General features: G+C 64.5%; 13 protein-coding genes and 1 pseudogene. All 14 read right to left on the bottom strand.

Annotated features, from left to right (window positions below):
- Positions 1-122 (bottom strand): annotated as a pseudogene (locus WA950_RS00315) (electron transfer flavoprotein subunit beta/FixA family protein); the annotation flags it as partial.
- A gap of 78 nt (positions 123-200) precedes the next feature.
- Positions 201-863, bottom strand: a complete 663-nt coding sequence (locus tag WA950_RS00310; RefSeq protein WP_424549674.1) for a TetR/AcrR family transcriptional regulator — start codon at positions 861-863, stop codon at positions 201-203.
- Positions 856-2,403, bottom strand: coding sequence for an AMP-binding protein (locus WA950_RS00305; protein WP_424549673.1), 1,548 nt, complete (start codon positions 2,401-2,403; stop codon positions 856-858). Before WA950_RS00305 ends, WA950_RS00310 begins: the two co-directional genes overlap by 8 nt.
- 14 nt (positions 2,404-2,417) lie before the next feature.
- Positions 2,418-3,590, bottom strand: coding sequence for an acyl-CoA dehydrogenase family protein (locus tag WA950_RS00300; protein ID WP_424549672.1), 1,173 nt, complete (start codon positions 3,588-3,590; stop codon positions 2,418-2,420).
- Positions 3,591-3,606: 16 nt separating this feature from the next.
- Positions 3,607-4,887, bottom strand: a complete 1,281-nt coding sequence (locus WA950_RS00295; RefSeq protein ID WP_424549671.1) for a dihydrolipoamide acetyltransferase family protein — start codon at positions 4,885-4,887, stop codon at positions 3,607-3,609.
- A 1-nt stretch (position 4,888) separates the two neighbouring features.
- Positions 4,889-5,683, bottom strand: coding sequence for an enoyl-CoA hydratase/isomerase family protein (locus tag WA950_RS00290; RefSeq protein WP_424549670.1), 795 nt, complete (start codon positions 5,681-5,683; stop codon positions 4,889-4,891).
- 12 nt (positions 5,684-5,695) lie between these two features.
- Positions 5,696-6,670 carry an alpha-ketoacid dehydrogenase subunit beta gene (locus WA950_RS00285; RefSeq protein ID WP_424549669.1) on the bottom strand — a complete coding sequence of 325 codons (975 nt, stop codon included), beginning with the start codon at positions 6,668-6,670 and terminating at the stop codon, positions 5,696-5,698.
- Complete coding sequence (locus tag WA950_RS00280) at positions 6,663-7,655, bottom strand: thiamine pyrophosphate-dependent dehydrogenase E1 component subunit alpha (protein ID WP_424549668.1); 993 nt, start codon at positions 7,653-7,655, stop codon at positions 6,663-6,665. Before WA950_RS00280 ends, WA950_RS00285 begins: the two co-directional genes overlap by 8 nt.
- Positions 7,656-7,696: 41 nt before the next feature.
- Entirely contained in the window at positions 7,697-8,410 is a 714-nt protein-coding gene (locus WA950_RS00275; protein WP_424549667.1) for an ABC transporter ATP-binding protein, read from the bottom strand.
- Positions 8,407-9,162 (bottom strand): ABC transporter ATP-binding protein, encoded by a 756-nt coding sequence (locus tag WA950_RS00270; protein WP_424549666.1) that lies wholly within the window; start codon positions 9,160-9,162, stop codon positions 8,407-8,409. Before WA950_RS00270 ends, WA950_RS00275 begins: the two co-directional genes overlap by 4 nt.
- Complete coding sequence (locus tag WA950_RS00265) at positions 9,149-10,162, bottom strand: branched-chain amino acid ABC transporter permease (protein WP_424549665.1); 1,014 nt, start codon at positions 10,160-10,162, stop codon at positions 9,149-9,151. The genes WA950_RS00270 and WA950_RS00265 overlap by 14 nt, the downstream gene beginning before the upstream one ends.
- Positions 10,159-11,067 carry a branched-chain amino acid ABC transporter permease gene (locus tag WA950_RS00260; RefSeq protein WP_424549664.1) on the bottom strand — a complete coding sequence of 303 codons (909 nt, stop codon included), beginning with the start codon at positions 11,065-11,067 and terminating at the stop codon, positions 10,159-10,161. The genes WA950_RS00265 and WA950_RS00260 overlap by 4 nt, the downstream gene beginning before the upstream one ends.
- A gap of 55 nt (positions 11,068-11,122) precedes the next feature.
- A complete protein-coding gene (locus tag WA950_RS00255; RefSeq protein WP_424549663.1) occupies positions 11,123-12,382 on the bottom strand; it encodes an ABC transporter substrate-binding protein in 1,260 nt (419 codons plus the stop codon).
- 62 nt (positions 12,383-12,444) lie between these two features.
- Entirely contained in the window at positions 12,445-13,230 is a 786-nt protein-coding gene (locus WA950_RS00250; protein ID WP_424549662.1) for an SDR family NAD(P)-dependent oxidoreductase, read from the bottom strand.
- Positions 13,231-13,294 lie beyond the last annotated feature (64 nt).

Raw genomic sequence — 13,294 nt, 5'->3', positions numbered from 1 at the left:
ATCTCGTCGAACGGGTTCATCGACATCTTCACATTGGCAAGCTCGACACCCGAGCCATCCGCCTTGACGCGAATCTTCACGTTGTAATCAACGACCCGCTTTACAGGGACCAGGATTTTCATGGCTTAATCCATTCTCTTCGTGCTCTGGAAAGTACTCCGGGCAGGGCCGCATTCAAAACGACAAATCCCATCACCGGATTAACCCGTCGTTTCATTGTCCAGCAGGCTGCGCCCGATCAGGAAGCGATAGGTTGCCCCGGCTGCATCGCGGATCGCATGCTTGTCGGAGGCCTCGCCGGCAAAGTGGATCTGCATGGCCGCATAGGCTCGCATACCCAGTATCTGGTAGATCAGGCATTCCACATGCTGCGGGCCAAGCCGGTGCATGCGGTTTTCGTCCATGGCCCGGTGGAACGTGCGTTTGTAGCCATTGACGATATTGTCCATATGGGCGCGATGCGCGCCAGGGGCGAATATCTCCGCTTCGTAGAGAACCCGGTAGAAGCCTTCGTTCTCGATCACGTAGTTGAGGAATGCCTCGAAACGGATGAATTCGCGCTGCATGCCCGGCGGCGCGGCGCGCGCGATCTCCTCGATCTGATCGCGCATCCGCAGCCCCTCATACGGAAGCAGCTCTTCGAACAGCGCCTGTCGATCCTCGAAGTAGTTGTAGAAGGTGCCGTGCGCCACCCCGGCCAGATCGGCGATCTTGGCGATCGAAGCAGAGGCGTAGCCTTCGGCCGCGACGACAGCGCAGCCGGCGTTCAGAAGACCGTCGCGGGTAACCCGCGCCTTTTCCTCCCGGCTCAGGCGCTGGCGCTGGGGTTTGCGGATCGATACCGGAGAATTGGCTTCAGGCACTCTGCTTTCCCCTCTCCTGCGCAATCAGGGAACCGGCAGCATCAAGCTCGCGCAGGGTACGCTTGAGCACCTTGCCCGACGGATTGCGCGGCAACTGCGCAAGAACGATCATGTCCTTGGGGCATTTGAACCCCGCCAGATGTGCGCGGCAATGATCCAGCAACTGCTGATAGGTCATCACCTGCCCTTCCGCAAGCACGACAGCGGCGACCGCCACTTCTCCCCAGCGCGCATGAGGGCGGGCGTAGACGGCAGCTTCCTTGACAGCCGGATGCTCATAGATCACCCGCTCGACTTCGGAAGAGGCGATGTTCTCGCCGCCGGAAATGATCATGTCCTTCTGGCGGTCCGTGATGAACAGAAAGCCATCGTCATCGATGTAGCCCACGTCGCCCGAGCGCAGAAAGCCGTCGGGAAAGAAGGCTTCCGCGGTCTTTTGCGGATCGCGCCAATATTCCCGCATGACCTTCGGTCCGCGCATGCAGATCTCACCCTCTTCGTGCGGAGGCAGGCGCTCTCCGTCCTCGCCCCGTATCTCGATCTCAACGAAGCGCAGAGCCCGCCCGACAGATCCGATCTTGTCGAATTCGCGTCCCGGCTCCATCAGCGTATCGCCCGAGACCGTTTCGGTCATACCATAGGCATCGATGTAGCGGGCTTTCGCAAAGCGGTCGAAAAAGGCGCGAATGCGCGATTCCGGGGTGCGCTCGCCGCCCGCAATGCACCAGCGCAACGAGGAAACATCGGGCAGGCCTTCGGCGGGAAGATTGAGAATGTCGTTCGCCATGACCGGGGCAAGCCAGATGCCGTCTATCCGCTCCCGCTCGATCGTCTCGAGAACGGTGCGCGGCTCGTAGTCGCGCAACAGCACCACCGTGCCGCCTGCCAGATGCACGCCGAGGCCCGGAAGGTCGCATCCGCCCACATGGTAGAGCGGGCCGACGACCAGAAGCCGCGTGCTTTCACTCAGACCCAGCGAGAGCGTGTGGTCAAAGCATTTCCAATAGAAATTGTCATAGCTGTGCACAACGCCCTTCGGGCGCGACGTGGTGCCGGACGTGTACATCAGCCGGAAGATATCATCGCGCCGGCGCGGCGTGGCGCTCAAGCGCCGGCGTCCGCCCGAAGCATCCAGAAGCACCGCGCCGATATCCATCTGGCCGGCAGAATCCAGCACGATCAGCGGCAGGCCGGCCCCGGCGGCCTGCGCCTCGAAAATATCGTCCGCGACGATCGTTATCGCCCCGGCATGATTGGCGATGTAGCCGACCTCTTCCGCCGAGAGACGGAAATTCAGCGGCAGTACTACTGCTCCCAGATGGCTGATGGCGTAGATCAGCTCGATATAGGCCGGGCTGTTCTTCATCATGAGGGCGACGATCTTGCCCTCACCCACACCATGCCCGGCAAGGGCTGCAGCCAGATGCTCGACCCGGGCCTCCAGCGTTTTCCAGTCCAGGCGCAGTTCCCCATAGACCAGCGCCTCGGCAGCCGGTCTCTGGCCGGCATTGACCGCCAGGCAACGGGACAGATTGAACATCGGCGCTCCTCCTCTCAGTACGATCTTGGCAGACCCAGATTGACTGTCGAGATGTAATTGAGAATCATTTCTTCGGAAACCGGAGCAAACCGGAAGAGGCGGGCATCGCGCCAGAGCCTTTCCGCATGGAACTCCTTGGAATAACCCATGCCGCCCATGACCTGCATCGACTGCTCCGCCGCCGCCGAGGCGGCCTGCGAGGCGATCAGCTTGGCCGCATTGCTTTCCGAACCAAAGGGCAGCTTCCGGTCGAAATTCGAGGCGGCCTTCAAGTTGAGCAGGCGCGCTGCTTCCAGTTCCGCCCAGTGCTGCGCCAGCGGGAACTGCAGGCCCTGATAGCTGCCGATCGGGCGCCCGTTGAAGACCTTGCGCTCACGCGCATAGTCCACAGCCAGTTTCAGCGCGAGCGCACCTGTGCCGACAAGCCCCGAGGTGGTGACGATGCGCTCGCAATTGAGGATGTCGAGCAGTTCCGGCCAGCCGCCGTCCACCGTGCCGATCACCTCGTCGTGCGAGGCGAAGACCCGGTCGAGATAGACGATCGAGGACGGAAGGGTATTGGTGCCCAGCTTGTCGATCTCGCTGTGGCTGATGCCCTGCCGGTCGGTATCGACCATGAACAGAGTGATACCGTGGGTCTTCTTGACGCCCTCTTGCGGCTGCGTGGTACGCGCCACGATCAGCATTTTCGTCGAAGCCGCCACGCCTGTGATCCAGATTTTCTGGCCCGAGATGGCCCAGCCGCCATCCACCCGTTCCGCCCGGGCTTTCATGCCCAGCGAATTGGTGCCCGCGTCGGGCTCGGTCAGGGCCATGCTGAAGGTCACGCTGCCGTTGCACAGGCCGGGCAGCAGCTCCCGCTTCATCGTCTCGTTGCCGTAGAGCACGAGCGAGACACCGCCGAACACCGGATTGAGCATGAACATCTGGGAGAGCGTGGACCCTGCCCCGCCCTTGCAAAGCTCCTCGATGCAGAGCGCCAGGTCGACCAGTCCGACACCGAGGCCGCCATAGGCCTCTGGCACCATCATGCCGGCGATCCCTGCCTCGCAGATCGCCTGCCAGATCTCATGGGGATACTCCTTCGCCGCATCCTTGCGCCGCCAGTAGTCGAGCCCGAAGCGCTCGCCGATCTGGCGGGCGGTCTCGATCATCATTGTCTGTTCTTCGGTAAGGTCGAAGTTCATCTGTAGTTCCTCAAGGTCATTGGCCCGGACGGGCGGGCGGGCGCAGGAGCGCAATCGGTTCTTCGAGCACGCGGGCCAGCGTGGCGAGAAAACGGGCTGCATCCGCGCCATCGATCAGGCGGTGGTCGGCGGCAAGGGTGAGCACGATCTCCTGCACCAGCTCGGGCCGGCCTTCGGCGTCCGGGCGGAAGAGGCGCTGCTCGGCACCGATGCCGAGGATCATCGCCTGCGGCGGGCTGATGATGGGCGTCAACGTATCGGCGCCGAACATCCCGACATTGGAGATCGAGATCGCACCGCCCGAGACATCGGCGGAGGTCAGCGTACCAGCCCGGGCACGGCCGAACAGGCCCGCGCAGATTTCGGCAAGATCATCGAGCGGCGTGCTATCCGCCCGGTCGGCCACCGGGATACGCAGGCCCTGCGGCGTCTCGGTGACGATACCCACGCCGATGCTGTCGAGCGTGAGAATGCCATCGGGCAGCCAGACACGGTTGAGGCCCGGATGGGCGGCAAGCGCCAGGCCCACGGCTTTCACCAGAAAATGCGTTACCGACAGCTTCACGCGGCCGGCCGCATCCGTATTGAGATCGGCGCGCAGGCGGTTCAGCGCACGCATGTCGATATGCCGGGTCAGATAGAAATGCGGGATGTCGCGCTTGGCCGCCTGAACCCGGCGGGCCGTCGCGGCGCGCACAGGATCCGGCTGAACCAGGACGCTGGTTGCGGATGCGGGCGGTTGCGTGGGCGCGGCTCGCTTGGCCGCGTCGACATCCGCGGCCTTGATCCGGCCATGCGGACCAGAGCCGGCGACTTCCGCAAGATCGACCCCTTCCCGCCGGGCGATCCGGCGCGCCAGCGGCGTCGCGACGATGCGGAGCACATCCTCCTTCATCACCCGTCCGCCGCGGCCCGTGCCTGTCACGGCATCGCGGGCAATGCCGCATTCGGCCATCAGCTTGCGCGCCGAGGGAGCATCTGCGCCAACCGGGGCTGGGGCTGGGGCTGGGGCTGGGGCGGCGGCCGAAGCAGCCGGCGCCGGGGCCTGCCCTGCCGTCGTGCCCGTGCCCGCCATGCGAGCGATCGGCAGGCCCACCGCCACGACCGATCCTTCGGGAAAGAGAATTTCCTCCAGAATGCCGTCGGAGGAGGCCTCGACCTCGTTGGTGACCTTTTCCGTCTCGACCTCGAACAACAGGTCTCCGGCCTTCACCGCCTCGCCCGGCTTGCGATGCCAGGCGGTGATCAGGCCCTCGGTCATCGTCAGCCCGAACTTGGGCATCACGATCTCGGACATGTCATTCTCCTTGGAAATTCGCAGCGCGCTTCTCGATGAAGGCCGCGCAGCCCTCATGAGCATCGCGACTGTCGAGAACGAGGCCGATAACCGCCTGCTCATGGCGCAGCGCGGCCGACAGCGGCATATCCGCCCCGTCGATCAGCGCGCGCTTGAGCAGCTTCAGGATCAGCGGCGACTTGGCTGCGAGTTTCGCAGCCATCGCCCGCGCTTCGTCCATCAGGCTGTCATGCGGCACGACGCGGTTGGCGAGGCCGATCTCTACGGCTTCCTCGGGAGAGATCATCTCGCCCAGATACATGATCTCGCGCGCCCGGCAGGAAGGCACCTGCCGCAGGATGCGCTGCGTGCCGCCCGCACCGGGGAAGAGGCCGAGATTGATCTCGGGCAGGCCGAGCTTGGACTTGTCCGACAGAAGGCGCAGGTCGAAGGTCAGCAGGAGTTCCGTTCCCCCGCCCAGCGCGAAGCCGTTGATCGCGCCGATGGTGGGCTTGTCCAGCAGCTCGATGCGGCGCAGCGTGCGGTGGATCGTTTCGGCGAACTCGTTGTAGTGGGCCAGGGCTCCACGCGAGCCAAGATCCGCGATGTCCCCGCCGGCCACGAAGGCGCGCCCCGCGCCGGTGAAGATCACGGCACGAATGGCAACGTCACCCTCGATCCGGTCGAGGATCGCATTCAGTTCCGCCAGAACGCCCATATCCAGCGCATTCAGCTTTTCGGGCCGGTCGAAAGTGACGACTGCCACCGCGCCTTCGATTTCAAGGCGAACGTAGGAGGCTTTCTGTTCAGTGCTCATCGGACACCCCTCTCAGGCCATCAGGCGGCGCAGCGCCGCAAGGATCTTGGTTTCGTTCACCCGCCATTCACCTTCCAGCGCCGGGCTGAACGGCACGGGCGAAAAGGGTGCGGCGACCCGTAGGATCGGCGCGTCCAGTTCGTCGAAGCCGATATCGGCCATGCGCGCTGCGATCTCGGCACCGACCCCGAAGGCCTCGACAGCCTCATGAACGACGAGAAGACGATGGGTTCTGGAGAGGCTCGCCAACACCACCGCCTCGTCCCAGGGCTGGATGGAGCGCAAATCGACGACCTCCACCGAAATTCCCATCGAGGAAGCCTCTTCCGCCGCCTTCAGCGCCGTCCAGAGCGTCGCGCCATAGGTCACGAGGGTGACATCCGTGCCCTCGCGGCGCACAGCCGCCTCGCCGATACGGGCCGGGGCCGGCGTGTCGGGCAGATCCCCCTTCAGGGCGTAGAGCGCCTTGTTCTCCACCACGATCACCGGATCCGGATCGTCTATGGCGGCACGCAGAAGGCTGTAGGCATCTTCCACCGTGGCGGGCACCACGACCTTCAGGCCGGGAATATGCGCAAACCATGCCTCCAGGCATTGCGAATGCTGGGGCCCTGCGGAAAGACCGCCGCCATGCGGGGTGCGCAGCACCATGGGCACCGAACCCTGCCCGCCGAACATGTAGCGTGCCTTGGCCGCCTGGTTCACCAGCATGTCCATCGACAGCGTGATGAAATCCATGAACATGATCTCGGCCACCGGGCGCATGCCCGAAAGCGCTGCCCCCACGGCAATGCCGGTGATCGCCGCCTCGGCGATGGGGGCGTCATAGACCCGGCCCGGCCCGAATTCTTCCAAGAGCCCGCGGGTCGCCTTGAACGAGCCGCCCGCAGCGGCGATGTCCTCGCCGATCAGCATGACGGAAGGATCGGCGACCATGGCATCCTGCAGGGCGCGGGTGACGGCCTTAACGTAACGGGTCTCAGCCATGACGGATCTCCCCGGCAGTGTAGACATCGGCAAGCAGGCTGGCGGCATCCGGAAGCGGGGCGGCGAGCGCGGCCTCGAGCGCGACGGCATTGGCTGCCTTCACCTCGCCGTCGGTGGTTTCCATCCAGGCAGCCGGGACGCCGAATTCTGCAAGGCGGCGCCGGGCGATCACGATCGGATCGCGGGACGACATTTCATCTGCCTCGCCCTCCGGGCGATAGTCCTGCTTGTCTCCCTCGTAATGCCCACGCACGCGGGTGGTGCGGCATTCGAGAATGTGGGGAGCGCATTCCGCCCGCATGCGGCCGATGGCATCGCGCGCAGCCTCGTGCATTGCCAGCACGTCGTTGCCATCCGCCTCGCCATAGGCGATGCCGAACGCGCCGGCGAGATCCTTGAGTTTCACGGCAAGCTGCTTTTCTGTCGGGCTGAACTCGGACCAGCCATTGTTCTCGCAGCAGAAGAGAACCGGCAGCGACCAGAGCTTCGCAATGTTCAGGCACTCGTGCACCAGCCCCTCGGCCAGCGCCCCGTCACCGAAATAGACGACCGCAATCTCGCCCTTGCCGCGCGCCTTCAGCGCCAGGGCCGAACCGGTGGTGATCGGCAGGCCCGCGGCGACGATGCCGTTGGCCCCGAGCATTCCAAGCCGCAGGTCGGCCACATGCATCGACCCGCCGCGTCCGCCGCAAATACCGGTGGCGCGACCGAGGATCTCGGCGAAGAAACCCGCAAGATCGACACCCTTGGCGAGCGTGTGACCGTGACCGCGATGGTTCGACGAGACCGTATCGCCCGGCGTCAGGAATTCCGAGACGGCAGAGGCGACCGCCTCCTGCCCGATGGAAAGATGCAGGAAGCCCGGCACCTTGCCATCAACGAACAGCTGCTGCAGCGTCTTTTCCGCCTCGCGAATAATCATGGCGCGGCGGTAGATGCTTTTCAGCGCCTCCGCCGGGTTGTTGGGGGCGGTTTCACGGCTCATGGCGCAGCCTCTTCATCATGGTCTTGTTCATAGCTTTTCCGTCAGATGGCCAGGTATCGGCTGGTAATATCCTTGTCCGCCTTCAGCGCCTCGATGGTGCCTCGATAGACAATCTGGCCCTTGTCGATGACGACGGCGTCCTCCGAAATGCCGAGGCAGAAATGCATGTTCTGTTCGGCAAGGACGATCGTCACGCCGGTGCTTCGCAGGCGCCGGATCAGGCGGCCGATCTCCTGCACGATGATCGGCGCGAGGCCCTCGGACGGCTCGTCCAGAAGGATCAGCTCGGGGTTGCCCATGAGGCATCGCGCCATCGAAAGAAGCTGCTGCTCCCCGCCGGACATCATGCCGGCTGGGCGGCCACGCATCTTCGCCAGGATGGGGAAAGCGTCGTAGATGTTGTCCATCGTCCAGTCGCTCTGCCCGTTGACGCCCGGCTTGGCGGCGATGCGCAGGTTGTCGTCGACCGAATGGCCCGGAAAGACCTGCCGGTCCTCTGGCACGAGGCCGATGCCGTGGCGGGCGACCGCATGCGGCACCTGGCCGTCAATGCGGCTTCCCGCATAGCGGATCTCACCCGAGCGGATCGGGGCCACCCCCATGATCGCCTTCATCGTCGTGGATTTGCCGGCGCCGTTGCGGCCCAGAAGGGCGAGCGTGCGCCCTTTGCGCACCTCCAGCGCCATGTCGAACAGGATATGCGAGGCTCCGTAGAAGACGTTGACCCCGTTCAGGTCGAGAATGACTTCGCTCATGCCGTCTCCTCCTCGGTTTCGCGGCCGAGATAGGCCTCGATCACATCGGGATGGCCGCGAATCTCGTCAGGCGTGCCGGAGGCGAGAACCGCGCCATAGCGCAGAACGTGGATGACCTCCGCCGTGCGGAACACCAGTTCGATGTCGTGTTCGATGAAGATCAGCGTCATGTTGGCGCTCTTCCAGAGGCGCTGGACGGTGGCCATCATCTGCCAGCGTTCCTCGGTCCCCATTCCGGCGGCCGGCTCGTCCAGCAGCAGCACCTTCGGCTCCAGCGCCAGGGCAAGGCCCACGTCCAGCAGCTTCTGGTCGCCATGCGAAATCTCGCTCGACCTGCGTTCGGCGACGGCCTCCATGCCGAGCAGGTGCAGGAGTTCGTCGGTCCGGTGCGCCACGTCGCGGCGGGGAAAGACGCTCATCACGCCGAAGGAGGCGCGACGGTGGGCCGTGACCGCGGCGGCAAGCGATTCGCGTACCGTCATCGAGGGAAAGATGCTGGCGATCTGGAAGGCCCGGCCGATGCCCTTGCGGACGATGGCAGCGGGCTTTTGACCAGTGATCTCCTGCTTCTCCAGCCAGATCTTGCCGCTGGTGGGCACGAGATGACCGGTGATCTGGTTGAACAGCGTGGTCTTGCCCGCACCGTTCGGTCCGATGATCGCCGACAGCGACCCGGCCGGAAAGGTCAACGACACATCATCCGTTGCCGTCAGCCCGCCGAACCGTTTCACGAGATGCTCAAGGTGCAGCATGGCCCTGTTCCTTTCTGACGTCGGTCTTGCGGCGCGCCTTGCGCCAGTCGGACACCCAGTCGAGGATGCCGCGCTTGAGAACGAGGACGACGAAGAGGATCGCGAGGCCTTTGGCCAGCTCGGTATGCGTGGTGTAGAGAAGCGTCACGTCGTTGATGATCCGCATCGCAACCACGCCCACCAGCGGCCCCCAGAAGCTGTGCAGCCCGCCGAGCATGATCATGAAGATCGCTTCGCCGGAAACCGTCCAGCTGGCCCATTCCGGGTAGGCGGCCGAGGTGAAGACCGCGAGGACGACGCCGCCAAGCGAGGCGATCGATCCGGCAGCGACGAAGACCAGCACCTTGACCCCATAGGTGTTCACACCGAGGAAAGCCGCGCGGCGTTCGTTGTCGCGCACCATGCGCAGGCTCGCCCCGAACGAGGAGAGGGTGATCAGCCGCACCGCAAGAACGCCGATGACGAACAGGAAGGCCGAGAAGGCGTACCGGTCCTGCGCCTGCACCAGATCGAGGCCCAGGAAGACCGGACGCGGAATGCCGCCCGTCAGCCCCTGGTCGCCGCCGGTATACTGGACGAGGCCCTGGATGATGGAGACGAAGAGCATCTGGAAGGCGAGCGTCAGGAAGGCGAAGTAGATTTCCGACAGCCGTGCGCAGATCGAGCCGACGACAAGTGCGAAGAGCCCGGTTCCGCAGACCGCGAGCAGCGTGGCGAGCGGCACCGACCAGGCCCCACAGGCGGCGACAAAGGCCGGGCTCTGCAGGATCATGCCGAAGATGTAGCCGCCGCTGGCATAATAGGCAGCGTGCCCGAACGATGTCATGCCCGTGTAGCCGATCAGCAGATGCAGCGACATGACGAGAAGGCCGGCGGCGAACAGTCCGGTCAGCGTGTCGAGAATCCAGGCGCCGGGGCCGACAGCCCCCAGCAGGATGAAACCGCAAAGGGCGGCAAGCGCCAGAAGGCTTGCGTGGAGGAACGGATGCATCGGGCTCATCGCGGTGCCTTCTCGCCAAGCAGGCCCTGCGGGCGGAAGACCAGGATTGCGACCATCATGATGAACATCACGCCGTCGACGAAAAGGGGAAAGCCGAGGCTGCCGAAGGAGCGCGTCACGCCGAGCATGAGCGCGGCCAGCAGCGCACCGGGGATCGATCCCATGCCGCCGATCACGGTGACGATGAAGCTGTCGATCAGGATCGAAAGTCCCATGCCCGGCGTCATCGAACGCACCGGTGCGGCGAGCGCCCCGGCCATGCCTGCAAGAGCGCAGCCCAGGCCGAAAAGCCCGGCGAAATAGATCGGAACGCGGATGCCCAGTACGGAGACCATGGTGGCATTGTGCGCCGCCGCCCGCACGATCTTGCCGAACCGGCTGTAGCGGATGAGCAGGAGGCAGCCCGTGGCCACGGCAAGCGAGGTCGCCACGAGGAAGACATAGAAGGGCGGCACCACCCCGCCCGCGAAGCGGTACGGCGGCACGCGGAATTCGTCCGGGATGCCCATGGCCAGATATTCCGCGCCCCAGATCATCTTCACCGCATCGTCCGCGACAAGGACGAAGGCGTAGCAGACGAGAAGCTGCATCAGCAGGTTTTCCTTGTAGACCCTGCTGATTGCGAGGCGCTCGAAAAGGATACCGATCACCGCGGCGCAAAGCGCACCCGCCAGCACCGCCAGATAATAGCTGCCCGTCGCACCGTAGGCGGACCAGGCCGTATAGGCGCCGATCATGTAGAAGGCGCCGTGGGCGAAATTCACCACGTGCAGCACGCCGAAGATCAGCGTCACGCCCGATGCGACGAGGAACAGCAGCATCCCGATGATGATGCCGGTGGAAGTCTGCGTGACCAGACAGGATGTCGCGCTGAAACAGTTCAACAATGCGTCGAGATCGAGCATCTGCGGCTTTCCTTTGAGGTGGAGCCGCGCAGCCATGGCCGCGCGGCCGGGAGGATCAGATGAAGCCCTTGCGCTTCTTCCACTCCATCTCGTGCTCGTGGAGGACATCCCATGCGACGGGCTGGAAATCGGTGAGGTAGGGCGCCTCGGAGATCGTCTTGCCGTAGCCGATCGCGTAGTCGACGAGCGTGTTGTCGCTCTCGCGCATAGTGACCGTGCCGTTCACGCCATGCGGGCTGTCGATGGTCCTGCCCTTGGTGGCTTCCGCCAGCTTGTCGCGATCGGTCCCGCCGCCCGTGGCCTTCAGCGCCTCGATCACGAAGCGCGCGCCGGTATAGGCCTGCCAGCCCCAGTTCGTCGGCAGCTTGCCCGATTTGCGGAACTCGGCGTTCCAGGCCTCGTTGCCCTCGCTGTCGGGAATGTCCTTGTGGTAGCGGTTGCCCGAATGGATGCCGGCGGGCAGGTTCTTGATCGCCTCCAGCACCGGTGCGTCGCCCATGTTGACGGCCACCGTCTGGAACTGGTCGAACAGGCCGTAGAGGCTCGCCTGATCGAAGAAGGCCACCAGATCGCCGCCCCACAGGCAGGTGTAGAGCGCCTCGGGTGCAAGGTTCAGCAGGCTGGTGATGTTTTCCGTGTAATCGGGCTGGAACGACTTCGGCCACGTCTCGCCGACCAGCTTTACGTCCGGGGCGAAGATGGCGAGGAATTCCATGAACTCGGCCGTGGTGTCACGCCCGTAGGCGTAGTCCGGCGAGCAGGTCGCCCAGCGCTTCACGCCCGATTTCGCAAGTTCCGACGCATACAATCCGCCTGCGATGGCGTCATGAATGCCCTGCCGCCCGGAGCGGAAAATCCAGTGCGCGCCATTGGCCGGATCGGCGGTCAGCGAGGATGTTTCCGAGATCGAATGAACGCAGTAAGTGCCCGTATCGCGCACCACTTCGTGCACGGCGAAGGCCCCGCCCGAGGCTTCCGCATCCAGGATCACCTGGCAGCCGTCAGTGCTGATCAGCTCGCGCGTGATGCGGGCGGCCTCGTCCGGCTTGCCCTTGGTGTCGCGAATGACCAGCTCGATCATACGTCCGTCGATGCCACCGGCGGCATTGACGGCGTCCACCGCGATCTTGGCGCCGATCGAGGCGGTCTCGCCCAGAATGGCGACCCGGCCCGACAGGATGGTGGGAACCCCGACCTTGATGGTCGCGCCCTGCGCACGAAGGATCGAGGGACAGGCAAGCGTTGCAGCGCCGAGGGCGCCCGCAGTCGACAAAAAGGCACGACGGGACATTCCCGCCCGATGGGTAACGGTCATTCATTCCTCCATTTTTGAAAGCCGCCCTCTCCCGGGGCGGCCGGCTCGCCATGTAACGGCGATCAGTACTGCCGGACGCCACCATAGGGCGCCCAGGAGCCCACCTGGTAGAAACCCGCATCCACCGCCATCGACACCCCGGTGACCGCCGAGGCGTCATCGGAAAGCAGGAAGGCGGCGACGGTTCCGATTTCCGACGGCTCGACCATGCGGCCCAGCGTCGAATTCGCATTCATGAGCGCCACGTCCCGATGACCGAGATCGATCTGCGCCTGAAGCGCGGGCGTGCGGGTATAGCCCGGCTCGATGGCGTTCACCCGGATGCCGGCGCCACCCCACTCGCCCGAAAGTCCCTCGACCAGGCTGGTGACGGCGGCCTTGCCCGGCCCGTAGGCGTGCAGCGGCGTCGAACGCCGCGCGGTGATCGAACTCAGCGCGACGAGGCTGCCCGACCGGCGCGGGATCATATGGCGCGCGAATTCCCTCAGCGACAGGAACGTGCCGCGAAAATTGACCTGATAGATGCGGTCGAAGACAGCCATGTCCATTTCGGCCGGAGACTTCGGCGTCTGCACGATCCCCGCAGAGGTGATGCCGCCCGCTATCGGCCCCATGTCGCGCTCGACGGCGGCAATGGCGTCGGCGACACTCTGCTCTTCGGTCACGTCCAGATGGAAGGCCTGCCCGCCGATCCGTTCGGCCACGGCGCGGGCCTGATCCAGATTGAGATCCAGCACGGCGACCCTTGCCCCGCGCGCCGCAGCAACCTCGGCGCAGGCCGCGCCAATACCGCTCGCCCCGCCCGTGATGGCAATGATCCGACCTGCAAGCTGCGTCTGCTGCGACATGAATTCCTCCCTCGTCCTGGGGCGAAACTAACATAAATGAATTCTGAGTCAATTATCATTTTGT

The sequence above is a fragment of the Shinella sp. genome (assembly GCF_049651085.1).
Taxonomy (GTDB): Bacteria; Pseudomonadota; Alphaproteobacteria; order Rhizobiales; family Rhizobiaceae; genus Shinella.
The sequence above is the reverse complement of the archived record's forward strand: the minus strand, read 5'-3'. Positions and strand labels throughout refer to the sequence as shown.